The sequence below is a fragment of the Psychrobacter sanguinis genome (assembly GCF_020736705.1).
Classification (GTDB): Bacteria; Pseudomonadota; Gammaproteobacteria; order Pseudomonadales; family Moraxellaceae; genus Psychrobacter; species Psychrobacter sanguinis.
This window is the reverse complement of the sequence record NZ_CP085990.1, coordinates 889,970-914,901: the sequence shown is the minus strand read 5'-3', so window position 1 is coordinate 914,901 and position 24,932 is coordinate 889,970. Positions and strand designations below refer to the sequence as shown.

Genomic DNA, 24,932 nt, shown 5'->3' with positions numbered 1-24,932 from the left:
TTTGTAACCCTTTTATTTAAAAATCGGTAAACTCTCAGATAGCAACGTTCAACAGCTTATCCCTTCTTTTTTTAATCTCCCTGAAAACCCTTACAAAGACGGTGACTATCGCTTACGTCGTTATAGCATTTTTACTTTCAGCACCAATAAAGTCAATAAGTTACCTTACCGGACTTTTAAACAATCTAGTGACCTTAATAAGTTTCAAGGTGATATCGAACGTGAATATCCTGATATTGAAACTTCTTGCTATGAAAGTGATGCCTTTCAAGAAATGATGGCTCAGTTTTATAGCAATGCGGGTCTTGCACCAAACACAGAAGTTGAAGTGCATCAGCTGCGTATGCGTGCTAAGCCCAATCAAACCATTAGTATTGCTCCTGAAAGGGTGCATCAAGATGGCTTTAACCGTATCGGTATGTTTTTTGTGAATTATCAAAATTTAAGCGGCGGTGAGCTCTATGTGCACGAGTCACAAGAGGGTAAACCTATGCTGAACCACTTATTCAAAGATGGCGAGTTTTTGGTATTAAACGATGCGCTTTTTTGGCACAGCGCCAATGATGTGCAAGCCAATGAAGAAACCGGCTATTTTGATATGTTTGTAATGACGGGCGACAAAATTAAGCCGTATAAGCCGTAATCTTCGTTTAGAGCCTTGGCTGTTAGCCGATAATATTTACTTATTGGGCGGAAAATTATTCGCCCTCGTATCGACCAGTATCGACCGTTTCGTAAGGACACGTTATGCCCCTTAATATTAACGCCATTCGTCAACAATTTCCTGCTTTAAACCAACGTATAAATGGTCAAGCTCCTATCTTTTTTGATGGGCCAGGAGGCTCACAAACTACTGAAAAAACGCTAGATACTATGCGTGGCTATTTCGCTTTTTATAATGCTAACTTAGGCTCTAATTTCTTTTCAGGGTTAAAAACGACAGAAGTGATGCAACAGGCACGTGAAGCAGTAGCCGCTTTGGTCAATGCCCCTTCTGCGGATGACATCTCATTTGGTGGCACGGCGACCATGCTAATGTTTAACTTTAGTCGTGCCATTAGACGTGATTGGCAGCCAGGTGATGAAATTATCGTCACCGCTGCTGACCACTATTCTAATGTGTCTTCTTGGCAGCACATTGCCAAAGACAAAGGGGTAACGGTACATCAGATAGCCGTTGATGAGACGACCTTTGAAATTGATTACCAAGCGCTAGCGAGCAAAATTAATGATAAGACCAAACTGATTGCCTTCACTTATGCCTCAAATACGTTGGGTAGTGTGCTCGATGCTCAACGTATTATTAAGATGGCAAAGTCAGTCGGTGCGTTAACCTTTATCGATGCCGTACACTATGCGCCTCATTTCTCAATTGACGTACAGCAACTAGATTGCGATTTTTTAGTGCTATCTGCGTACAAGTTCACCGGACCCCATGTGGCCGCTATTTACGGCAAGACCGAACACTTACAAGCCCTAAGAGCTTATAAAGTTGAGCCTGCCACTGAGATAGCACCAGGTCGTTGGGAGCAGGGGACACAGAACTTCGAAGGCTTAGCAGGCATGACTGCGGCCATTGAGTATTTGGCCTCGTTATCGGAACAACCGGCCACTGAGCACAATTTGCGACAGCGTTTGGTTACCGCTTTTGAGCGTATTAATGCTTATGAAAAGACCCTGTCAGCACATTTTCTAACCAAGCTCAAAGCCATCGATGGTATTACGTTATACGGTAAGTCAGAGGTAGAAGGTCGCAGTCCTACTTTTGCTTTTAGGCTGCCTAAAGGTACGACCGCCGAGTTTGCTGACTTTTGTGCCAAGAGGATGGTGGGTATTGGCGCCGGTAATTTCTACGCACAAGCTCTGTGTGAGCAGCTGGGTATTATGCAACAGGGCGGTGTAATTCGCGCTGGTTGTTTGCACTACAATACAATCGAAGAAATAGACGTGTTATTTGATTTGATAGATGAGTTTTTGAATGCATAAAAAAATCCCAACCGATTGGTTGGGATTTTTTATTAAGTTAACGTTTTAAGCCTAAGCATTATCTAAAGCTTAACGTATAAAGCAAGGCTTACGCCGCGCTTTGTGAGGCCAGTTGACGCAACACATAGTGTAATACGCCACCATGACGCACATATTCGCGCTCTTTCGGCGTCTGTAGCATCACATTCACCTCAAAGCTTTCTGTACTACCATCAGCACGTGTCGCAGTGACCGTCGCCGTTTTGCTTTCGCCGTTTTCAAGCCCGGTGATGCTTAATACTTCTGAGCCGTCTAGGTTATAGGTTTCTGCATTTTCGCCTTTTTTGAAGGTTAATGGCAGGACACCCATACCAACTAGGTTAGAACGGTGAATACGCTCAAATGAGCTGGTCAATACTGCTTTAACACCCAACAGGATAGTACCTTTGGCTGCCCAGTCACGGCTTGAGCCTGACCCATATTCTTCACCACCGAGTACCACCAAAGGCCGCTTGTCTTGTTTGTACTTCATTGCAGCATCATAGATGGCCATCTCTTCACCCTCTTGCAAGGTCGCTTTATCGCCACTGAAGTAATACGTATAGCCGCCTTCTTTGCCGCCCATCATTTTGTTTTTAATACGGATGTTAGCAAAAGTACCACGAGTCATAATCGCATCATTACCACGGCGTGAACCATAACTGTTGAAATCTTCTTGCATCACTCCGCGCTCTTGCAAGTATTTACCCGCTGGCGAATCAGGATCAATATTGCCGGCAGGAGAAATATGGTCGGTAGTGATTGAGTTACCAAATAGACCTAAGATGCGGGCGTTTTCAATATCTTTAATACCTTCTGGCTCCATGGTCATGTCATCAAAGAAAGGTGGGTTTTTGATGTACGTTGACGCCTCACTCCATGGATAGAGCTGGCTATCTGCTGAGCTAATGGCATTCCACGCTGCGCTACCGTCAAACACTTTACCGTAGTGTTTGCGGAACATATCGGCATCGATGTTATTGGCAATCAGCTCATTAATCTCTTCCGACGTAGGCCAGATGTCTTTTAAGAAGACATCATTACCTTCTGGATCTTGGCCGATAGGATCTTTGGTTAAGTCAATATTTACGGTACCAGCAAGGGCATAGGCTACGACTAGAGGTGGTGACGCTAAGTAGCTCGCTTTCACATGTGAGTGGATACGACCCTCGAAGTTACGGTTACCAGATAGTACAGCAGCGGCTACTAGGCCTTTTTCTTCAATACCTTTTTGGACAGACTCTAATAAAGGACCTGAGTTACCAATACAGGTGGTACAACCGTAACCCACTAGATAGAAGCCAATTTTTTCAAGCTCGTCCATTAGTTGCGATTTTTCTAAATAATCGGTCACTACTTTAGAGCCCGGTGCCAATGAGGTTTTAACCCAAGGTTTGGCGGTTAAGCCTTTGGCAGCGGCTTTTTTAGCTACTAAGCCTGCACCAATCATAACCGCAGGGTTAGAGGTGTTGGTACAAGAGGTGATGGCAGCGATGACCACAGAACCATCATGCAGATCATGTTCTTGATCATTGATGCTAATCGTTGAGAATGCGTCAGGTTTAGCAGACAAACGATCGGCTTGCTCTTGTTCCCCGCCTTCTTGATCAAAGCGTACTTTACCTTCTACTTCTGATTTACGGTCTTTGGTCATCGCATGTAGCGTTTCACCAAAACGTGTATGCATATCAGATAGATTAATACGCTGCTGTGGTAAGTTTGGTCCGGCTAGAGCAGGCTGTACAGAGGATAAATCTAAGTGCAGATTGCTAGAGTAAGTGGCAGCTGGGGTATTGCTATCGTGCCATAACCCTTGCGCTTTAGCATATTTTTCAACTAACTCAATTTGGGCTTCATCACGACCTGATAGACGCAGATAATCAATTGCCATCTGGTCGATCGGGAAGATACCACAAGTTGCGCCATATTCAGGTGACATGTTGGCAATCGTTGCACGATCCGCCAATGGCATATTGTGTAGTCCTTCACCATAGAACTCGACGAACTTACCGACCACACCATGAGCACGTAGCATTTCAACCACACGTAGTACTAAGTCAGTTGCAGTCACGCCTTCTTGTAGCTTACCCGTCATTTCAAAGCCAACAACTTGAGGGATAAGCATTGATGAAGGCTGGCCTAGCATAGCAGCTTCGGCTTCAATACCGCCGACACCCCAACCTAAGACACCAATACCATTGATCATGGTGGTGTGGCTGTCAGTACCGAACACGGTATCAGGATAAGCGGTCCATTCGCCATTTTGCTCACTGGCCATGACCACACGCGCCAAATACTCTAAATTAACTTGGTGCACGATACCTGTAGCTGGAGGCACTACCACAAAGTTTTTAAATGCGTTTTTACCCCAGTGCAAGAACTCATAACGCTCGTTATTGCGCTTAAATTCGATTTTTTCGTTTAAGTCTAAAGAGTCTTCACGACCATATACATCGACCTGTACCGAATGGTCGACCACTAGCTCACTAGGAATAAACGGGTTGATTTGTTCCGCTTTACCACCCAGTTTGACTACCGCATCACGCATAGCGGCCAAGTCTACGACAGAGGGCACACCTGTGAAGTCTTGAAGCACCACACGGGCTGGCATAAAAGCAATCTCTTTTGACGCTTCAGCACCGGCATCCCAGTTGGCTACGGCTTCAATGTGATTTTCACCGACAGACTGTCCACCGTCTTCGTTGCGCAGTAAATTTTCTAGCACAATTTTCATGCTATAAGGTAGGGTATTGATATTGGGGTATTTTTCCGCAAGTTTGGGTAGGCTGTAATAGGCATGGTCTTTGCCTGCGACCGTTAACTTGTCTTTTACATTAAATATATCGCTCATAATGGCTTCCTTTTATACTTATTAACTTCTTTTTTTAAAAGTTGTTATTAGTTGAGGTGGCTGGTTTTTCGTTCTCAGCAGATAGGTTTGCAAGGGCTGGCTCGTTTCTCTTTATTCAATCTCTATTCAGTGTTCTATAGATTTTTTGGTTGGCGGCTCTATTATTGATGCTTTATCAAATAGGACGCTTTATCGAATAGAGAATTTATGAGTAATGGGCTAGCGCAAACTGAGTGCTGAAGAATAAGGTGGAGCTTATTCTTGGGTATTTGAAAATTCATCCACGTGGCTTTTTGATTGGTTTTAGAGGATGATGACAAGGCGTAGTCCTGATACATTGTCATGTTTACTACCATAACAAAGATTGCGGTATTTATTAAGGTTTGGACGTAGTTGCATCGTGTGAAAATCGTAACAGAAAATAGTGAACTACCTGCTATGTTGCTTGTTAGAGGCTATTGGGTGGCTAGAATGGTGGGTGTCTAATTAATAAGCCGTTTAGTTAAATAGTAAATAAAGATTGTCGATGCGGCATGTGACGCTTGGAATGCATTGTGTAATGAGACTAACTTAATTAGGTCTATCACTCAGCGGGAGTGGTGCGATTTGAGTGTTATTTTTTAGAATTGGTATTAATTGTTATTTTGCAGGCTTAAACCAGTACTTTAGCTGAAACTAAAATTTTAGTTAATCGCTGGCTAAAATACCGGTTTTATTAAACTTAATATTGACCTAAATTCTAAATGCTGGGAAACGGCTGTTGATCACACTTTCCGCTTCAATCAGATTCATAATCTCATCAGCGATGTTCTCTGAAAGCTCTAGATTAGTAGAGAAACCAACACAAGAAGAGTTAATTTCGCCCAATACATAGACATCTTTGCCTTTGTCATCGGTGTCTAAAATAAAGTCAGCAGTCCATAATAGTGGCAAGGCATACCCACCCAGACGAGCTTGTAACATCGGAATACTAGACTCTACTTCGTCGACCATTTCCTGCCACTGCTCAGGCTTGTCATAGCGATAAGTCGCGCCAGAGAATAGGGTAGCTGAGAACGAATCAGCAGCCTCATCGGGCTTCTTATGAACCACAGACACCGCCTTATCACGTAGCATTAACACTCGGATTTCGCCTTCTTTAATACGCGGTAAAAAGGGCATGTCCAAAATCAGTCCGTTATCGCCTTCTAGATACTGATAGCAAAACTCGATAAATTCGCCTAATGTTTTCTCTTCTACATGGTTGTCTAATGCTTCGGTTAACCTTAACACGGCGTCTTCTGGAATTTCGGTCACATCTTTATATTTTTTAGGGTCTTTTAATTGAACGCGCCAAATGCCCTCACCAGTAGAGCCTCGGTTTTGTTTTAGTACCCGTTCGCCTCTGGCCAATGTGGTTGGGAACTGGTTTTTTAGCTCATCATAATCATAGTAGCAGTACACGTCTTCAGGCACTAATGTGGTGCCTTTTAGGCGTTCAACAACATTTTTGGCACCATAGTTAACCATGACGTCAGGGTGAGGCAGGCCTTTAACGCCTTGATGTACCAATTCACGTAGCATCTGAAAGTAACCTGTTTCATCTTTGAGGTTACCTGGATTGATACGGCTCACATAAGCGTCGGCTTTGTCGATGGTATAACGGTAGATTTCACCGCGATTTTCGTCACTATAAAAAATAACCTCAGCGGTCCAGCCACGGGCTTTTAGTGATTCAATAATAGGGTAGGTGTCGCGGCGATAGCCATATTTACTCTTATCAGTGCCACCACGGGCTTCAAAAATAACAACATGTTTTTTCATACTAAAATCTCTGTTAAAGCCAATAATTTATTTAATAAATAAGCTGAGCAATAGGGGTTGTACAACTGTGGCTGAGAATAGAATTAATAAGGGGTTAGCTTAGATAGGGGATAGTTCGAGGTTTAATTTTAAAAGGCGCAAGTCTATAGAAGAGTGAAGTAGAACACAATACGGAATACTAAATTTTTTAGATTTTTATCACAGTGTCCATAACATCCGTTGTATCAGCTGCTGCTATACATTAATGGTATTTTATGAACTAATTATGACAGTAATAGGACGGGGGCGATACTTAAAATTTGTGCTAAAAAACGAGATAAGCTAGGAAGGCGTTAACCCACTGTAAAAGTTAAATCTACAGTGAGCTATTTAAATATTAATTAATAACGAATACTTCGCCAAATAGCAGGCCAAATAGCAGGGGAGTCCTTAACTATGAGCTTGGCCTATTAAGCAGTCGAATTTGGTTTGTTAAGCAATTAAATTCAATTTATTAACAAGTTAAATATCAGTATGATGGTCAATATAAGTACTGATTAAATGATTAAACTCATAGCTTTTGCCAATATGAGGCCAGTGCCCGGCGCCACTATAAAAATGAGCATCTGCTGTTGGAATGACCTGTAATAACTCTAAGCTACGTGACAAAGGAACAACTTTGTCGTCTCGACCATGAATTAACAACACGGGTAAACGACATTGACTCAACGCTTCAAAATCTAACGCAAATTCTTCACGGTCTCTGTCTCGAGCGGCCAATAAAATAGGTCTTAAGCCGCGAGCTTTTTCTTCTAAAGCGGCTTGATAGCGTAACTCGACCAGAGTTTGGCATACCAAGGCGTCATTGCGAATATTCTTATGTAAATCTTGTTCAATTAGGGCCGCAGAAAGTGGGCTTTTAGGCTTGGGAACTGCGGCAGACGCTTTAGTAGCTGGTGTAGAAACAGAAGGGTCACGTTTGGCACCGCCAGTACCAATTGAAACCACGCCATAAATACGTTCAGGATGGTCGATTGCCAACTGCAAGGCGACCCAACCGCCCAGAGAGCTGCCAACCAGCCAAGCTTTGTCTATGTTCAAAGCATCCATCAAACGAAGGGTGTGATCGCCCCATTGCTTAATACCATAGGTGCTGTCTGCTGCGTTAACCGTCTCTCCATAGCCAATAGAGTCAAAGGCAATGGCGCGATAATGTTGACTAAGGTGGGGCATATTTTGCCACCAAGTCACTGCGGCCGATGTGCCCAGTCCTGAGCCGTGTAACAGCAATAAAGGGATGCCTTCGCCTTGGTCATAACAGTGGGTAATCTCATTAGGGGCGGTCTCTACCCATTTATCTTCAAGATTAAAAAACTGATCAGTTTTAAACTCTGGAGGAGATAATGTCATGATGGTGTCTGCTCTGCTAAACTTTTGAATATGATTGCATTTTAGCTTAATTTGGTTAGGCTGAGGTTTCTTTTTTGCCAACTTCTGTTAACAAATATCAGTCATATTGGAAAACCAAAGCGATATAAGGACTATTTAGACTAAGGTTCTATCAAGGTAATGTCTATAAACTGCCCTCTATGATGGATGGGCTTATGTTCATTTAGCAAACGGTTTTACAGGAGGCATATGCTTAAATCTAGATAGAGAGCCTTAAATGGATAGGCATTAAGCTGATGCTTTTGCTTAATTTAATTTTCTCAATAACTTACGTATCCTACAGAATAGAGTGAGTTTGATTTGTTAAACTTAACTCCGGTGTTTTTATGAGCCAAGAGCGCTTCTCTTTCAAAACCTTCCTTTGAGCTTTTTGCTTTTAAAGAAACTATCAGACCGCTTTAATAACTGTGCTTTTTAACCCAATAACCTACCATCAGGAATCGAATGCAGCGACGTAAATTTATTAAATCAATGGGACTTGGCCTAGGCGTAGTCGGCAGCTCGGCGGCAATGAGTGGCTGTCAAACTTTAGCCAAAGGCGCTGTACAATCTGGCTTACAATCTGACCCTAAGCCGATTAAGCAAGCTGGTCATTTCAGCAATATTGTCGTCGGTAGTGGCTATGGCGGTGCAGTCTCTGCCTTACGTCTCAGTGAGCAGGGGCATAAAGTGCTAATCTTAGAAATGGGGATGCGCTGGGACAGAACCCCCAATCACACCACATTTTGTAAAATGATTAACGCCGATGAGCGTTCTAGTTGGTTTAAAAATTGGCTCAGTGCACCGATTCCCATTCCACGTCGGATTGCTAAATATCCAGGGGTGTTAGATCTTATTGAATATGACAATATGAAAGTATTCGCTGGCCGTGCTTATGGCGGTGGCTCAATCGTTAATGGGGCGATTGCCATCCAGCCTAGACGGTCTCATTTCGAGCAAACCTTTCCTTGGCTCAACAGCGATGAGATGTATGAGGTCTTTTTTCCCCGTGCTCTAAAGCAGCTGAGAGTTAGTCAAATCCCTGAAGATTTTTTTAATAATTCTGAGCACTATGAATTTACCCGAGCTGCAGAACGTCAGGCCGAAAAAGCAGGGCTGAAAACAGAGTTTTTCGGCAACAGCTATGACTTTGATTATATGCAAAAAGAAGCTAAGGGTGAGGTGTATCCATCGGCGCTGGGTGGTGAAGTCATTTACGGTAACAATGCTGGCAAGTATTCGCTAGATTTGACCTATCTTAAAGACGCAGAAGCCACCGGTAATGTGGTGGTCAAGACACTGCGTAAGGTAAATGGTATTAGGCAATTAGACGACGGTCAACTTGAACTTGAGGTACAGGTGCTTAATAAACAAGGCGGTATCGATGCTATTGAGTACTACCGCTGTGACAAGCTATTTTTGAATGCAGGCAGTACCGGTACCTCAGAGCTATTATTAAAAAGCCAAGCGGCAGGTACTCTTAATAATCTGAACGAGCATGTGGGTCAGTATTGGGGCCCCAATGGCAATATTATGACCGGTCGTAATTTTGTACATGCGGCAGGCGAGGCCCAGTCTACTATCCCAGTGAAAGGCATTAATATGTGGGATGGCGATAGAGGGGGCTCGAAATATAAGATATTTGCCGAAATTGCCCCCTTACCTTTAGGGTTTGAGACTTGGACCACCTTGTATTTAGCGATTACCGATAACCCAGAGCGGGGTAACTATTATTATGACAAAGCCTCTGGCACGGTGAAACTAAACTGGAAACGCTCGCAAAATGAGTATTCGGTCAATGCAGCCAAAGAGTTGGTTGAAAAGCTAGGTAAAGCCAATGGCGGACGCATCTCAAGCTTGTTATTTACCAAAGGCTTTGGCGATAACTTTTGTTATCATCCTTTAGGGGGCTGTGTATTGGGCAAAGCCACGGATGAGTTTGGCCGAGTCAAAGGTCATGAAAGCATATATGTCCAAGACAGTGCCTTAATTCCGGGCAGCGCTGGGGTCAATCCCTATGTATTTATTACCGGTCTTGCTGAGCGTAATATGAGTTATATTTTGCAGCAAGATTTTGGGTAACCTCTTTTCCTAAATTGTTAACTCCCTTATTTTTTGTGTTCGTGTACTATATCGTTAAGGTTATGCATTAAAAAACCCATCTCAAAGATGGGTTTTTGGTTATTTACTACCTTTTAATCGAAAATGGCTTATATGTCAGTTTTTTCGCTGATCTTCTTAAGGTGACTGTTCATCGAAAATACGACCATTAGAAGTTCACAATATATTCGAGTGAATAAGGCCCCTAGCAATATTATTACTAATCCAATTAGGAAGCCTCCAAATCCAAGACGACTAGTGAACATAAATGACAGACCCCTAAGGACAATGACGGCCAAAAGAATCCAATATAAAACGGAGATGAATTTTGGGGTTATAAAATTGTCAAAGTTTAAAAAAGCGTTCATAGTCTAATATCCATATTATTTATCTAATAATTTATCAAATGACGTACCAAAAGGTGTGCTTTAATATTCTAAGCCCACAGCTCATATGTGTTAAATATTCAATTTTAAACTCATTCATGAAGTCAATTAACAATACAATCAGCACAAGTAAAATAGCTACAATTGATGATACTATCGAAATAATTTAATTAGTTCAACTAAATTATACTTTTAAAATAATAATTTAATAAATATTGAGTGCGTTCTCCAGACAATTAGATAAATCAGTTTATTTTCTTAATCAATTAAGACAATCAATTTTTATGATTAGAACAAGTAGACCAATAATTACCGTACTTTTGGGCTTTAATACTAAACTTCGATTGAGTTTCAATGTGCTATCCGCAACAATACAACTAGCCAATTCATTCAGCCAAAAACAATAACTTTAAAAGTAGCAGCGTCAAATTAACAAGACGGACTGTCTTTATATAGATTATGGAGAATCATAATGAAATTAAGAATACTAAAATCAGAAGTCACCAACCCATGGTTTAACCTAGCGACAGAAGATTGGATCTTTCAAGAGTTGGATTCAGACATCCACATTCTATTTCTATGGCGTAACGCAGAAACCGTGGTTATCGGCCGCTCGCAAAATCCTTGGGTAGAATGTAAAACCGACAAAATGGAAGAAGATGGCGTTTATTTGGCCCGTCGTCAAAGTGGTGGCGGGGCAGTGTTCCATGATTTAGGCAACACCAACTTTACTTTCTTATCGCCAAAAGAAGACTACAACCAAGATGCCAACTTCCAAATCATTATTAATGCCTTGAACAAGCTAGGTATCGATGCGACGCAATCGGGGCGTAATGACATGCAAGTTGGCGACCGTAAAATATCGGGCAGCGCCTTCAAACATGCCGTTGACCGTAGCTTTCATCATGGTACGGTGTTGGTTAATGCTAATATGCAAAAGTTGGCAGATTATTTGAATCCACATCCTTTAAAGTTACAAGCCAAAGGCATCAAGTCAGTGCGCTCACGCGTGGCAAACTTAGTCGAATTTAATGACAGCATTACCCATGAAAGCCTGTCTCAAGCCATTATCGATGCCTTTTGTGAGTATTATGGAGAGACGGTAGACGTTGAAGAACTGGACGAAGCATCGCTTAAAAATGAGCCACATTTAAATAAATACTATGAACAAATGGCCGATTGGAACTGGCGCTTTGGTAAGACACCTGCATTCTCACATCATATTGAGACCCGCTTTGATTGGGGTATTATCGACTTGCATTTGGATGTCGAACAAGCGCTGATTAAAGATGTGGTTATCTTCTCAGATGCGTTAAATGTTGAGCTAATTGAGGCTTTAAAAGCAGCTTTGATAGGCACGAGATATACCCTAGAGTCAGTGCAAGCAACGCTCGATAATTTAAAACAGGCACAGCTAGAAGTAGCAGATCAGGTCACTGACTTTCAAGCTTGGTTACTGCGTGAAATGGAAACCTAAACTGGGCTGTCACCGAAGATTATTAACCCTCTGTTTGTCTTATATTGTTTATCACTTTTGTTGTTTATTTCTAAGGAATCTCAGTGCTAACCGAAACTTTAAACTCTCTACAGCAGGATGCTGTATTAAACCAACTTCGCTCGGCAACGCCTATGTTCTGGCAAAACACAAAGCTGGCTCCTTTTAAAGACGCCGCTGCCGATGTGGGGTTAACCCAAGCCGATGTCGATGCTGCCATGGCAAGATTGCAACGATTCGCCCCTTATATTCAGAAGGTGTTTCCTGAGACCCAAGCCTCAAATGGCATTATTGAAAGCGAGTTTTATCGCACAGAGCAGCTGCAAAAGGTATTGGGGATAGACAAAGGGGCACTGTATATCAAAGCCGATAATGAGCTGCCTATTTCAGGGTCAATAAAAGCCCGAGGTGGTATCTATGAAGTACTGCAGTATGCCGAAAAGCTGGCGTTGGACCATGGATTACTGAGTATTGATGATGACTATAGCAAGCTGGACTCCGAGCCATTTCGTGACTTCTTTTCGAAGTATTCAGTAGCTGTAGGCTCGACAGGTAACTTAGGATTGTCCATTGGCATTATGTCAGCGAAGCTAGGCTTTAAGGCACAAGTTCATATGTCATCTGATGCCAAACAGTGGAAAAAAGACAAGCTTAGAGCCAATGGGGTCGAAGTGTTTGAGTATGACGGTGACTATGGACAAGCAGTCGCCAGTGGTCGTCAACAAGTTGAGCAAGACCCTTATGGCTATTTTGTGGATGATGAAAATTCAAAGCATTTGTTCTTAGGGTATGCCGTGGCGGGCATCAGGTTAAAGCAGCAGTTCGATAAAGCAGGCATCATTATTGATAAGCAGCATCCGCTTTATGTCTATCTGCCTTGTGGCGTAGGCGGTGGCCCGGGCGGTGTGGCATTTGGGTTAAAACTTGCGTTTGGTGATAATGTGCATTGTGTCTTTGCTGAGCCAGTACAGTCGCCTTGTATGTTACTGGGCATTTATACTGGGCTACATGATGAGATTAGCGTACAAGATATCGGTCTGAGTAATCATACCATTGCCGATGGTCTAGCGGTTGGCCGAGCATCAGGCTTTGTGGGTCAAGCCTTACAGCGCTCACTGACCGCTTTTTATACTGTTGAAGATGAAGAATTGAACCGCCTATTGCGTGTGGTACATGAAACCGAGGGCCTAAAGCTAGAGCCTTCTGCTTGTGCTGGTCTGGCAGGGGTTCAATACTTTAAAGATATCGACAAGGCGCGACATCTGGTTTGGGCCACAGGCGGCAGTATGATGCCCGACGCGGTCTTTGCTGAGTTACTAAAATAATCGAACCGAATCGCTTTATCTGAAGATTAATAGATAAACGAGCAGAGGTTATTTTTTGGGACAATTGCTAATCTTCAACGTAGATTTACACTAGCTAACTTAAAATAAGACGATGCATCTTGTAGTATAGGTTTAAATAATAAGGCATAGAGATTTGAACGCTTATTTCTACTCTTCATGTATTAAATAATAAAAATTTCTAAATGGCTGTTTTTACCTGATTATTTTTATAACTATTATGTCTAAATTATAAGGAGTATTATTTTGTTCGATATTAAATCATTACTAACAAGATCTGTCGAAAAACAATTAATGGATGTGGATGATTATATCTTTATCCCTGAGCGTTATGACATAGAGATTGACGACGGTGTATTAAGCTGTGTTCTAAATAGCGATGGTCGCGTAGATATTTTTTTCCAAAAGCATGGCATTACTGATGTGCGTTCTGCTGCGCGTAAACATGCATACACTAGTTTTGACAGAGAGTTAAATCTAGGTATCTATGATGATGTCATCGAAGATTTGGTTAAAGATGTTAATAAAATCTTAGAAGGCAAATCTCGTTTTTTTAAACAAGAAAGAGTGTTGCCTTCAACGCCAGCTTTAGGTACGGAGTCTTATGTTGATAGTGATCATTACTAATCAGCAAGACGGTCATTGACCTAAGGTCGTTATCCATTTAAAGCTTTTGGGATAACCTAAAAACTGGGCTATAGAGCCCAGTTTTTTTGTCTAAAAAATAGGAATAGCCTTTAAACATCTCATTAATTTATGCTGTAAATAAAACACTGAATGGCTATCTATCCTTACATAAGTCTAAGGTAAAGCAGGCGTCATGGTGCTGATCTAGGATCACGTTGTAGCAAAGTCCTGCGATATGGATCTTATAACGTCCCGATTTTGCGCCTCGGGTGCGTATCACAATCTCTCTTGAGACGCAGTTAGACTCGCCTTCTTTACACGGACCAATATCACCAAAACAAATCACCCCTCTAGGGATTATCTCGACCGAAGGTGTGCCATCCGGAAGTGTGGGTACGTCAGAGCCATCTTCCATAGTGATAGTTAGCAGTCCGATATAGACATTGCTCAATGTAATATTTGAATAGCAATTGCACACCGAGATAACGGCGGTTTCAACATCGTCAGTCTCAAAGCAGTCACACTCGCTGTCTCCCCAAACGATTGATACGCAAGGCTCAATAACTGGCAAATCAAGCATTTTGCATTCTGAACCACACGCATTACAAATCGCGTCTTTGATTAGCTCAACATACTTCGCTTCACTAACTGGACCATGATAAGTATGGCCACTGGTGGGATTGGTTAAATTGTCATAGGAGGCGATGATGCCTGGGCTATTGGCAGACCCTGGAGTTATTTTATGAGCAAACAACACGACGCCATTGGTTAGGGCTGCCGCAGTAGCATTGGTCGCAGCCGCATCATAAAATGTAGAGTAGCCATCAAGAGCAGTGTCGCTAATATAGAAGATGGCCTTACACGCCCCTTCTCGCCAATCATAGAAATTACAAATATCGGCAATTGAATCCGCTCCTTCCTCGCCAGGGTAGGTACTGTCACCGAAAGGTTGTGCTTCATCTTGCTTAAAGGGTCCGGTACTGCCGATACTTTCAAGGTATTGTTGATGAGTCTGGGTAAAACTGGTCCCTGCTAAAGTCCCGGTAATGTCCCCCAAATCACCAGCAGGATTAGCGCCAGATTTTGAACCATCCACTGCCAGCCAAGTTACCCTCAAGTTAGAAGGACATTCCTCTTTAGCCTTAAGTAATGCTTCATCAGCTGCCTTTGCCACAGCAGTTGCTGCTGTCGACATCGAGCCACTGGCATCAATCAAGATAACCAGATCCACTTTTTTAGTGCCAGTTGAGGAAGAATCGCAACGACACAATTCTTCCTTCTTATCACAAGAAGACAATGAATTTTCTTTTTCTTGTCTTTGTAGGTCTAGCTCTTCATTAATACGTTCAATAGCCCGCCGACACGATTTATCGCGTTTATCCGCCTCGTCATGTTTTCGGGTCTCGCTATAGGGATTACCATCTGTCCAATCTTTACAGACACTTTTGGTAGCGCCTAAATCCGTATGATCCTTCACAATGTTCTCCTTTGGGTGTGACATCAAAGCGAGGCAAGTCAAAATGCTTGCAATGTTTGATGGCACAAGGTCACTATACCCAGTTATTTATAGGATTTAATAGCTAAACCAAGTTGCTTTCGTGTAATAAATATTAATAGTGGTTAAGTTTTATTTTAATAAAGGAGAGAGTAAAGAGGGGAGAGAGAACTGTTCGCAGCTTAAGTGTATCTTTGAACAATTAACAGCCGTCTATGCGAAAAGCTTATTGAGAGGCGTATAAAGCATTACATTAAGGTGCAAAAAATTGTGCTATAAATTTAATAGATAACCGTAACTATCACTATAACTATGACCAAGGAAGTCCTATGCTAACTCTCTACGGGTAATTACTAAAAAAAGGGCACAGCCATAACAACCGTACCCCTTATTAAACTATTACAGCATAATAAACCTAAGCTTTGCTAAAAACAGTCTCTTTCGGCAAGCGCGATTTTGGTAAATCAGCGTTATAGTCTTCATTGCTACGGTAACCCAATGACACCGCACCAATAGTGGTATAGCCTTTTTCACGTAAGCCAAACTCTTCGTCAATTTTTTCGGCCACAAGACCTTCCATCGGTACCGCATCGATACCCAACTGAGCAGCACCGAGTAATAACGCACCCATACTCAGATAGACCTGCTTACTCATCCATTGTGCTTCATCAAGGGTATTAAAACGATGAAGCCCTAAAAAGAATTTACGGCCTTCTTCCATCTGTTTCTTTTGTTCTTCATTCTTAAAGCGACCATCTTTGTCTTCTTGCTCAAGTAGAGTCTTTAAATACTCATCATCGGCATGAACGCGGGTGCAAAACAGAACAACGTGTGAGCAATCTAGAATTTTATTCTTATTCATCTCAAATACATCTATTGCGCCTTTGGCGATACGGGCTTTGCCTGCATCATCATCAGCAATAATGTAGTGCCAAGGCTGAATATTAATACTCGAAGCTTGTAGATGCAGAATGTCTTTTAATTGTTCTAAATCTTCCGCTGAGATTTTTTTATTAGGGTCAAAATCTTTAGTGCTGTAACGCCAGTTCATGGCTTCAGAAATGGTTTTCATATAATGCCCTTTTATAGTTTTATAGATTGAATTTAAAGTAGACCAGTTTATTTTGTACTAGCTTGCTAGAAATTATAAAAGGTTAAAGGATTCTTAGTGTTGAAGAAATTACTTGTTTTAGTATGGATTGAGTATATGTGGAGTATGTAGCTGTGGAAATAAAGTTATAAATTGAATCACTTAGCCCACAATATAAAACATTCTATTAGTGATAACTTTACTATCATTCAATAAGTACCCTATTTAATAAGATTAAAAACTTAAAGTTTATTCAAAATCTTAAATTATAAAAATAACCAAGGAGCACATTGTGAAAGCTGTTTTACTTGATGAAAAAAGATTCACCGCAGACTTAGAGCGACCCACCCCCGAAAAAATCACGGACTATGTCACCTATGAGGAAACCCCACAAGACAATAAGGTCATTATCGAGCGCTGTAAAGACGCCGATATCATGATAGTTGGTTCACTGCGGATTGAGCGGGAAGTGGTAGAAGCACTGCCTAAATTGAAGCTTATTCAACTCACCTCTGTAGGCTCTAACCACATTGACAAAGAGGCGTGTGAAGACAACGGCGTTAAATTACTGAATGCCCCAGACTTCGCTACTGTTACCGTCGCCGAACACACCATGATGCTCATGCTTAGTGCCATGCGTGCACAAATTAACTACCACAACAAAGTGAAAGATGGCGAATGGAAGGAAAAAGGGCGAGCCGACATTATCAATGCTGAGGTCATCGATATCGAAAATCTAACCTTAGGTCTTATCGGGGTTGGTGACATTGGTAAGCGGGTGTCAAAGATTGCTAAAGCGTATGACATGAATGTGCTTTGGGCGGAACGTCAAGGAAAGACGCCTTGTAACGATGACTATACTGACTTTGAGACGGTACTCAAAGAGTCCGATATCATCAGTTTACATTGTCCATTGACTGAGGAAACCAAACATCTCATAAACGAAGATACGCTCAGTAAAATGAGCAAGAAACCTTTATTGGTTAATGTGGCTCGCGGTAAAGTGGTCGATAGTGAGGCATTGGCGCAGGCGTTAAGAAATGAACAAATACTTGGCTATGCGACTGATGTCTTTGAGCGAGAGCCTGCTGGCGAGGACGATCCGATTGTTCAACTGGCTAAAGAAGCGCATCCTCGAATTATCCTAACGCCGCACATGGGGGCAGGAAGCCGAGCGTCGCAGGTTAAGCTTTGGAAGATTGTGACTCAGCAAATTAATGAGTTTATTGAGAGTTATTAGTAGCTATTTCCCTGAGAAGCGTATGAAAATTGCATTGCAATTTTAGCTTCGCAAGTAAAAAAGCCCTAAGGGGCTTTTTTTGTTTCGCTTCTATTTCCTTAACTATACGAGGCGTTGGCTAAGATATGGCATGTTGCTTACTTCATGCACCATGCCATATCAAGCCATTTCAACTCGTCTAATTAAGCAGTATATTCGTTCCAATCGGGGCTAAACCGCTCCTCCGATGTGACGTGTATTTATCATAGTTGTTTAATTGCCTATCTCATCAACTATACCAACCAATCTAGATTTATTCATGGTATTAATTATAGGTTCAATGTTTTTGAAAGACTGACTTTTCAACCTACCTCTATTGTCTTTACGAGTTTGACTGAAAGTAAATAGGATATTTTCTTTAGCTCTAGACAGAGCAACGAAGAATGCACAGTTATCCTCATTTGGTTGATTTTGATATGACCAAAAAGCATCATCTTCTAAACCTACAAATATAACCGTATGATATTCTAGCCCTTTGCTTTTGTGAATAGTCATAACAGGTATAGTATCTTTACCTACAATTGTATCTAAAGCCTTTCCAAGGCTATTAGATGCTTGATAGGCCTTCCACAACTCTTTATATAACTTTGTTAAAAGCCTACTTAATTCTTTTTGGTTTTTGTACTTGGGGAATTGAGCTTTCAACCTTTCGGTATTTATTAATTTTATCGCTTCCTTAATTAACTGCTTTAACGTATCAGTTGTTAGATTGTCAAAATCATATGTAATTTCTGCATGTTTGATAAACTCAAAGAGTTTTTTTTCAATATTTAACAGACCTTGATGGTCAAGCTCTGAATATAAATTACTGATAAAGTCAAAGGTAGCCTTCCTAGTCGCAGAGTCTTTATTGTTTAAAACCCTGTATAGTATATTGATAATAAATAGAGTAATTTCTTCAGAGAGTAGGTCATAAAAATATCCTTCGTCTCTAGCTTGAATGCCATGTTCACAAAGATAAGTAATTAATTCGCCTGCATATACGTCTAATCTTTGTTTAATCAATATACATATATCTCTGGGATTCACATGGTCTTCGGTAATTAGGCTATGAATACTATCTAATAAAAATACTTTTTCTTGTTCAGTATTCTTGAAAAATACTATATTACAATCACCATCATCTTCATCCCATCTTGTATCTGCTGTAGCTTTTTGTACGTCTCCTAGCATATGCTCACTAAAATGATTCAGTAAATTGACAATTTTAGGGGCACTTCGGTAGTTCCTATGAAGATGTATTTCACTTGCACCTGTATCATTTTTAAAGTCTTCGAATACAGTAGGTATTGCTCCTGCCCATAGCATAATACGTTGTTTGTCATCACCTACGGCTGTGAAGATAGAATCACTACTAAGAAAACAGGTTTTGAATAAATCATACTGAATACGAGTAGTATCTTGAAACTCATCAAGAAAAACAAATTGATAAGTCAGTTGTAGGTATTTTTTAATTTTGGGATTGGTTTTTATGATTAATTCAGCCAATCGCATTATCATTGCAAAAGTTAATTTAGATTGAGTAGAATTTATTAATTCCAACCAAACCTCATATATCATACCATTCGATGATTTATTAAAGTCTATTGGTAGTTGCTTATTATGCATAGCCATCATTCTCTTCCTTTCATGAGAATAAATCAGGCTTTCTCCTCTATTAGAATAAATCTCTAAAACCTCATTATCATTTAAAAGTAATTCATAATCAGCACTAACATTAACTCCCTCTGGTAAAGCTTTTTTGAATCTATCTAAAATTTGTTTAGCAAAAGAATCAAATGTAAAAGAATCAAACCGTTTAGATAAGTCTTCTCCACATCGCTTTTCTACTCTTTCTTTAAGATTAAACGAAGCATCTTTTTTAAAGCTAATAGCTAGAATTTTATGGGGGTATTTGCAAGTATTCGTTTCTAATAAATAGCTAGCCCTTTGCGCCAGCATTTCTGTTTTACCTGCGCCTGGACCTGCTAAAACCAAACGATTATCTAATGACTTGACACTAATAAGAGCGTTAGCTTCAAGATTTAGACCGTCACTAGGTTGCCACTCTTCTGGACTAATTATTTGCATAAACCCTCTATTAGAACCCCGATAGCTAAATAATTGTAACGTTATTAAAGTTTGACATTAGCTTGTGTGTTGTCATTCTGCGAGTAACACTTTTATACGATTGAAAAGTGTCTTAAATAAGTCAGGAGTAGCCTCTGTTATTACATCATCTGTCATACTTGATAGCGCAAGAATATGCGTTGTAGGTTTACCTCTGCCTAAAAAATGATAGTTGTACCAAATCATTAGTTCTCTATCTTCCTCACTATAAGTGTCACCCATAGCACTATCCGATTTAAGAGTTGCCTTAACACCAGCTTCTAATTTTTCTTGGAATTTGTCAGGATAAGTTGTTTTATCAGGTATTTGCGGACCTCCGTTTTCTGGTATAGCATTTTTATAGAATTCTGTATAATTTTTAAGCATTAGAAAGTCTAAATCTAACGGTTCAGAGAAGTATACATCATATGTATTTAATCGCTGAAGCCACATATACATCATTTCGATACTTGGTTCATCTAGTCCGAAACCATGCATTGCCCCTAAACGTTCGTCGGTGAGAATGCTATTATCTTTTAAAACTAAAAGTTGGTTTTTATCCACTCCAATTTCAATTAGCTCCTTTAATATATACTTTACTCTTCCCCAACCACCACCATTTCGTTCTAAATCTAAATCTAGTAAGGTAATATACGGAATATGCAGTGTTTCCAATAGCCTCCATACATGATTGACAAACCTATGACCTAACGGAGCGAAGGTAATTATATTATCGTCAAAATCAACTTCTTCTATTTCCATGAATTTGTTAAAAATAACCTCTTCGGTATCGCCTTCTCCAATGACAACTAAACGGGCAAAATATATTTCAGGGTAGTTTTGGATGGCTTGTTTAATATATTTATAAGCGTCATCTTCTTTTTCAGGCAGTATTATTTTGTTGACTTCTGACTCATAATTGTCAGTTATTCTAAAATGTAGAATACTCTCGGGATCTATTCGTTTAATGATTGAAGGAGTATGTGAAGAGAGTAATACTTGAGAGTGGTCTTGTTTAGAAATTTTATTAAGAATTTTAACCACACGACCAAGTAGTTGAGGGGCTATATGGTTTTCAGGTTCTTCTATCGCTAAAATGGTTAATAAAGGACGAGTAGCTTGAAGAGTATTATCTTCACTCTGATTTGATAACTGTTCTTCAATCTCTAATAATGCGCATACTAACGTCAAATAAAACATAGAGCGATAACCATCGCCTAGCTCATGAATCTGGAACTGTTTATGAGTACCTGTAGGGCTAAAGGTTATTTCTAACTTTTTCAAAATCTCATCTGACGTGCTAGAGCTGAATCCTAAAGTCGTATCTTTATAACGTTTATCTTTATGAAACCTACCCCAAACGCTTTTAATAACGTCATCAATAACACCAAACTCATCTAGTCCTTTAAAAGACTCATTTATGTCCTTAATTTTGCCATCAAAAGCTTCTTTGAAGGCGTCATTCCATTGAATTTTTCGAAGAATTCTATATAAGATACTACCTGACGCATACTTTATTTGTTCTGAAGGCTTCCTAATCGCAGGAACATATAGGATCTGTATAAGATGTCTTAGATGAGGTTTTAAAACTACCTTATCTTCTGTAGTTTCTTGTTCATTATCAGCAACTTTTATAAAAAAGGTTTGAAATTCAACCTCACCATCAGGTTGAATTTCGGATTTAGTCCATTTTGCTTCTAGTCGAATGCGTATATAGGGGTCTTTACCTTGAGCATCAACAACCATATCGCCAAAATAAAGCACGACCGCTTCTTGTTCACTTTCATCATCAGAAAACAGAATCTTTGCTTCAATTGAAAGCTGACTTTCTGTTATGTCGTCTGGGTCTTTATCTTTACCAATATGAAAATCTTCTCTTACGAGCATTCTTTCCGACAATGATGAGCCGAATAGTTTTCGTAATGCTTCTAAAGCTGTGGTTTTTCCAGAGCTATTAAGACCGATAAAAGCAGATAGCTTATGTTTGAGATTTATATCAACCCCATCTGGTCCAAATGATTTAAACCCTTTTATTCTAAGATTAGATATCTGCATAAGAACACCATAGTAAAAAGTCATTATCTCTTAAAATATAACAAAATTGTTGCGGTGTTGAAATTTAATAATAACTTAGAAGTAATAACTCACTTCAACAAGAGAAGCCGTTAGTAGGATTAGCTCCCAACTCTTCTAAACCATACCCCGAACCCTCGCCATAATCCCACGTCCAATAACCAACCTGACATAACTCACCGCAATAAGTAACAGCACCGCCACCAACATCAAGGCACCAATCCCGAAGCTGTCCCAAGGAATGCTAAAGCGTAAGTTAAACCAGTGCACAATGACCAAATAAGCAGCACCACTCGCCAATACCACAGCGAATACACCCGCACTAATCCCCAACAAGCCAATCTCTAGCATATTAATCTTATATAAATCGCTGGTTTGCATGCCCAGTAAACGGAACGAGGCACTGTCACGTAAGCGATCTTGCGACGTTGATAGTAGGGACGTAATCAGTACCATAATTCCGGTAATAATAGCGAGTAGGGTAAACACCTGCACCAGTCGGCTCATCTGACTCACAAAGCCTTGTACTTTCTTGGCAATGGCACCACCATCAATGGTGGTAATGGCAGGGAATTTACGGGCAAGATCGGTCTGTAGTTGTGGAATGCTATCGGCAGCGACTTTGGTAGTCGCAAACTGAATTTGCGGCGCGTCTTTCAACACCTTTGGTTCAAATAAGAAATAAAAGAAAGGACTAGGGCCACTCTCATAACGCTCGCGAATACTGGTAATCTGACCGACGATTTCAATACCTTGAATATTAAAACGCACTTGGTCGCCCATACCCACATTAAGTAGCTCAGCAGCGGTATCTAATATCGATAACGGTACGACTGATCCTGAGGGTTCATTCGATTTTGAGTCATCGATTGGACTGTATAATTGATCCTTAGTAACTGATTCTTTAACAAACTCGGTATCCATTACCTTGTCTGCATAGCTCAAGTTAAATACCCGCGTCGGATCATCTTGAGTGCCGCCAACAGGTTCAATCTCGCTAGCAGGGACGCCATTGGCCTCAGTTACACGGGCACGTACCACCGGGAAATAAGTAATAGGCTGTTTGACCACAGCCTCTAGCCCCTTATGTTGGTCGCTTTGAATGTCTAATAAAAATAAATTAGGCGCATCTTTAGGATAAGCCTGTACAAACTGCGTGTTGAGGCTGTGATTTAGCAAAGTAATCATGGTTAATACCGCCACCGATAAGGCTAGGGTGACAAAAAATAGCCCTGATTGATTGCCTTTGCGAGACAGGTTATGCACGGCGGTACGAGCCATCCAACCGGTCTTTTTACCAAACAGTCCTTTGCTGGCAAGTTTGGCCAGTAGCCATAACCAACCTCGACCGATCAGCCAAAAGCCAGCAGCCAATAACAGCATAGCGCCCAGCACTTTTAGCCCGGTCAATAGGGAGCTAAATTCGTAAGCCATCAAACCAAAGCTTGCCAGCAGCACCAAGCCATACCAATAAAGAGGCGGATGTTGACGGTGATTGTCTGTGGCTTGCTTTAAGACTGCCGAAGGCTTGGTATGGGTCACCGCATAGAGGCTATGCTGTACTACCAACAAGGTAATGACCAAAGCCACCACACTGATTTTAAGAAAGCTTAACCACTGAATAGACAGGGCAATATGCGGCGGTAAAATGGCAGTGAGGTACTGAGCTCCCACCTTTAACATACCCAAACTGAGTACGCCTGAAGCCAAACAAGCCAATACTGCCATGGCAATAAATAGCTGATAATAACTACGCTTGATAGAACTAACGGACTCACCCAGCGCACGACGTATGGCATTGGGGTTTTGTTGTAAACTGACGAAGGCCTTAACTACACTCAACAACGCCACTGCCGATAAAAACAGCACCGCTATTACCAATAACTTAAGGAACATCAGCACATTATCAGATACTTGAGTCACTGAAGTATCTGTCTCGTCAGCGTCTGTGAGCTCAATCTCCGGCTGCGAGGCAGTGATTTTCTGTAGTTCAGCTTGCTGCTTGGCCATTAGCTCAGGGCTACCCGCCAGCTCAATGCGGTAATCAACCCGGCTTCGCTGTCCCATCAAGTTGGTAGCCGCCAAGTCAGTATCAGACATCAGCACTCGAGCGCCGAATCCAAACGCAGTCAAAGGGCGGTCCGGCTCAGTGATCAGCTCATCGGCAATAGTAAAGACCGCATCACCGATTTTGACCTTATCACCAATTTTTAGATTCAACCCGGTCAATACTTGAGCCTCGACCACCACTTGATTGGGTTTCAGCTTTTGCCACAGCGGCTGCCCTGATGCCAGCTCAACCTCACCATATAAAGGATATTGGTTTGAAACTGCTTTGATTCGGGCCAGTAGGGTAGCGTCTTTTGACTTTGGCTGTTCATTGATTGTTTTATCAGACCCTCTATCCACTGCCACGCTGGATACCATCGCATTAAACTGATAGTCGTAAACCACACCTTCTGGCTGTGTCTGTCTCGCCTTCGCTGTCTCTGACTCTAAAGGTTTTAATATCTGTAACAGCTCAGGTGTCCATGCCTCTTTGCTGTTTAATATTAAGTCACCACCCACCAATGCGCGCTGATTATCAGAGACATAATCTCGTACCGACTGTTGAATAGAGTCGAGTGTTAAGTAAGTCGATAATGACAACACCATTGCCAATAAAAACAGCAACGGATATATCCAGTGGCGCCACCAACTGCGCTGTAAGGATTTACTACCTAAATTTGAATAAGAGGTCGGACGAGCAGGAGAAGTATTTGTGGTCATAGTGGTGCAACTGATTTCAGGTAGTAGAGAAAATACTTATACGATGATCGATGGTATAGCGTTTGGCGTTAGATTTCAGTGACTTTATGATACCTAACAAACCGCTAATGTTGGCTAACAGT

Annotated in this window: 16 protein-coding genes; 7 read left to right on the top strand and 9 right to left on the bottom strand. The window is 41.1% G+C overall.

Features of this window, described 5'->3' with window-relative positions:
* Positions 1-22 precede the first annotated feature (22 nt).
* Positions 23-643: a 2OG-Fe dioxygenase family protein gene (locus LK453_RS03850; RefSeq protein WP_044298008.1), complete on the top strand. Its 621-nt coding sequence runs from the start codon at positions 23-25 to the stop codon at positions 641-643.
* 104 nt (positions 644-747) lie between these two features.
* Entirely contained in the window at positions 748-1,986 is a 1,239-nt protein-coding gene (locus LK453_RS03845; protein WP_007394671.1) for a cysteine desulfurase-like protein, read from the top strand.
* A gap of 88 nt (positions 1,987-2,074) precedes the next feature.
* On the opposite strand, the gene acnA is transcribed toward LK453_RS03845, so the two are convergent.
* From acnA to LK453_RS03830, 3 genes are all read right to left on the bottom strand, one after another.
* Positions 2,075-4,855 (bottom strand): aconitate hydratase AcnA, encoded by a 2,781-nt coding sequence (gene acnA / locus LK453_RS03840; RefSeq protein WP_007394670.1) that lies wholly within the window; start codon positions 4,853-4,855, stop codon positions 2,075-2,077.
* A 732-nt stretch (positions 4,856-5,587) separates the two neighbouring features.
* Positions 5,588-6,658 (bottom strand): Cj0069 family protein, encoded by a 1,071-nt coding sequence (locus LK453_RS03835; RefSeq protein WP_201537594.1) that lies wholly within the window; start codon positions 6,656-6,658, stop codon positions 5,588-5,590.
* Between the two features lie 501 nt (positions 6,659-7,159).
* Positions 7,160-8,047, bottom strand: a complete 888-nt coding sequence (locus tag LK453_RS03830) for an alpha/beta fold hydrolase (RefSeq protein WP_044298271.1) — start codon at positions 8,045-8,047, stop codon at positions 7,160-7,162.
* A gap of 483 nt (positions 8,048-8,530) precedes the next feature.
* On the opposite strand from LK453_RS03830, the gene LK453_RS03825 reads away from it, so the two are divergent.
* Complete coding sequence (locus tag LK453_RS03825; RefSeq protein ID WP_007394667.1) at positions 8,531-10,147, top strand: GMC oxidoreductase; 1,617 nt, start codon at positions 8,531-8,533, stop codon at positions 10,145-10,147.
* Positions 10,148-10,275: 128 nt separating this feature from the next.
* On the opposite strand, the gene LK453_RS14390 is transcribed toward LK453_RS03825, so the two are convergent.
* Positions 10,276-10,533, bottom strand: a complete 258-nt coding sequence (locus LK453_RS14390; RefSeq protein ID WP_007394666.1) for a DUF4282 domain-containing protein — start codon at positions 10,531-10,533, stop codon at positions 10,276-10,278.
* Between the two features lie 490 nt (positions 10,534-11,023).
* On the opposite strand from LK453_RS14390, the gene LK453_RS03815 reads away from it, so the two are divergent.
* The 3 genes from LK453_RS03815 to LK453_RS03805 all read left to right on the top strand — a co-directional run bounded on the left by LK453_RS03815 (position 11,024) and on the right by LK453_RS03805 (position 14,016).
* Positions 11,024-12,028 (top strand): lipoate--protein ligase, encoded by a 1,005-nt coding sequence (locus LK453_RS03815; protein ID WP_007394665.1) that lies wholly within the window; start codon positions 11,024-11,026, stop codon positions 12,026-12,028.
* Positions 12,029-12,111: 83 nt separating this feature from the next.
* Complete coding sequence (locus tag LK453_RS03810; protein ID WP_007394664.1) at positions 12,112-13,371, top strand: D-serine ammonia-lyase; 1,260 nt, start codon at positions 12,112-12,114, stop codon at positions 13,369-13,371.
* 264 nt (positions 13,372-13,635) lie between these two features.
* Positions 13,636-14,016: a hypothetical protein gene (locus LK453_RS03805; RefSeq protein WP_007394663.1), complete on the top strand. Its 381-nt coding sequence runs from the start codon at positions 13,636-13,638 to the stop codon at positions 14,014-14,016.
* Between the two features lie 154 nt (positions 14,017-14,170).
* Here LK453_RS03805 and LK453_RS03800 read toward each other — a convergent pair whose 3' ends face one another.
* Entirely contained in the window at positions 14,171-15,493 is a 1,323-nt protein-coding gene (locus tag LK453_RS03800) for a hypothetical protein (protein ID WP_052628371.1), read from the bottom strand.
* Between the two features lie 433 nt (positions 15,494-15,926).
* Positions 15,927-16,583, bottom strand: coding sequence for an oxygen-insensitive NAD(P)H-dependent nitroreductase NfsB (locus tag LK453_RS03795; RefSeq protein ID WP_007394660.1), 657 nt, complete (start codon positions 16,581-16,583; stop codon positions 15,927-15,929).
* A 310-nt stretch (positions 16,584-16,893) separates the two neighbouring features.
* On the opposite strand from LK453_RS03795, the gene LK453_RS03790 reads away from it, so the two are divergent.
* The gene (locus LK453_RS03790) at positions 16,894-17,841 is read left to right on the top strand and encodes an NAD(P)-dependent oxidoreductase (RefSeq protein ID WP_201537591.1); all 948 of its coding nucleotides are present in this window, start codon (positions 16,894-16,896) and stop codon (positions 17,839-17,841) included.
* 252 nt (positions 17,842-18,093) lie between these two features.
* Here LK453_RS03790 and LK453_RS03785 read toward each other — a convergent pair whose 3' ends face one another.
* From LK453_RS03785 to LK453_RS03775, 3 genes are all read right to left on the bottom strand, one after another.
* Positions 18,094-19,950 (bottom strand): UvrD-helicase domain-containing protein, encoded by a 1,857-nt coding sequence (locus tag LK453_RS03785; RefSeq protein WP_227674429.1) that lies wholly within the window; start codon positions 19,948-19,950, stop codon positions 18,094-18,096.
* Positions 19,951-20,022: 72 nt separating this feature from the next.
* Complete coding sequence (locus LK453_RS03780) at positions 20,023-22,023, bottom strand: AAA family ATPase (protein WP_144295672.1); 2,001 nt, start codon at positions 22,021-22,023, stop codon at positions 20,023-20,025.
* 135 nt (positions 22,024-22,158) lie between these two features.
* Entirely contained in the window at positions 22,159-24,810 is a 2,652-nt protein-coding gene (locus LK453_RS03775; protein ID WP_007394656.1) for an ABC transporter permease, read from the bottom strand.
* Positions 24,811-24,932 lie beyond the last annotated feature (122 nt).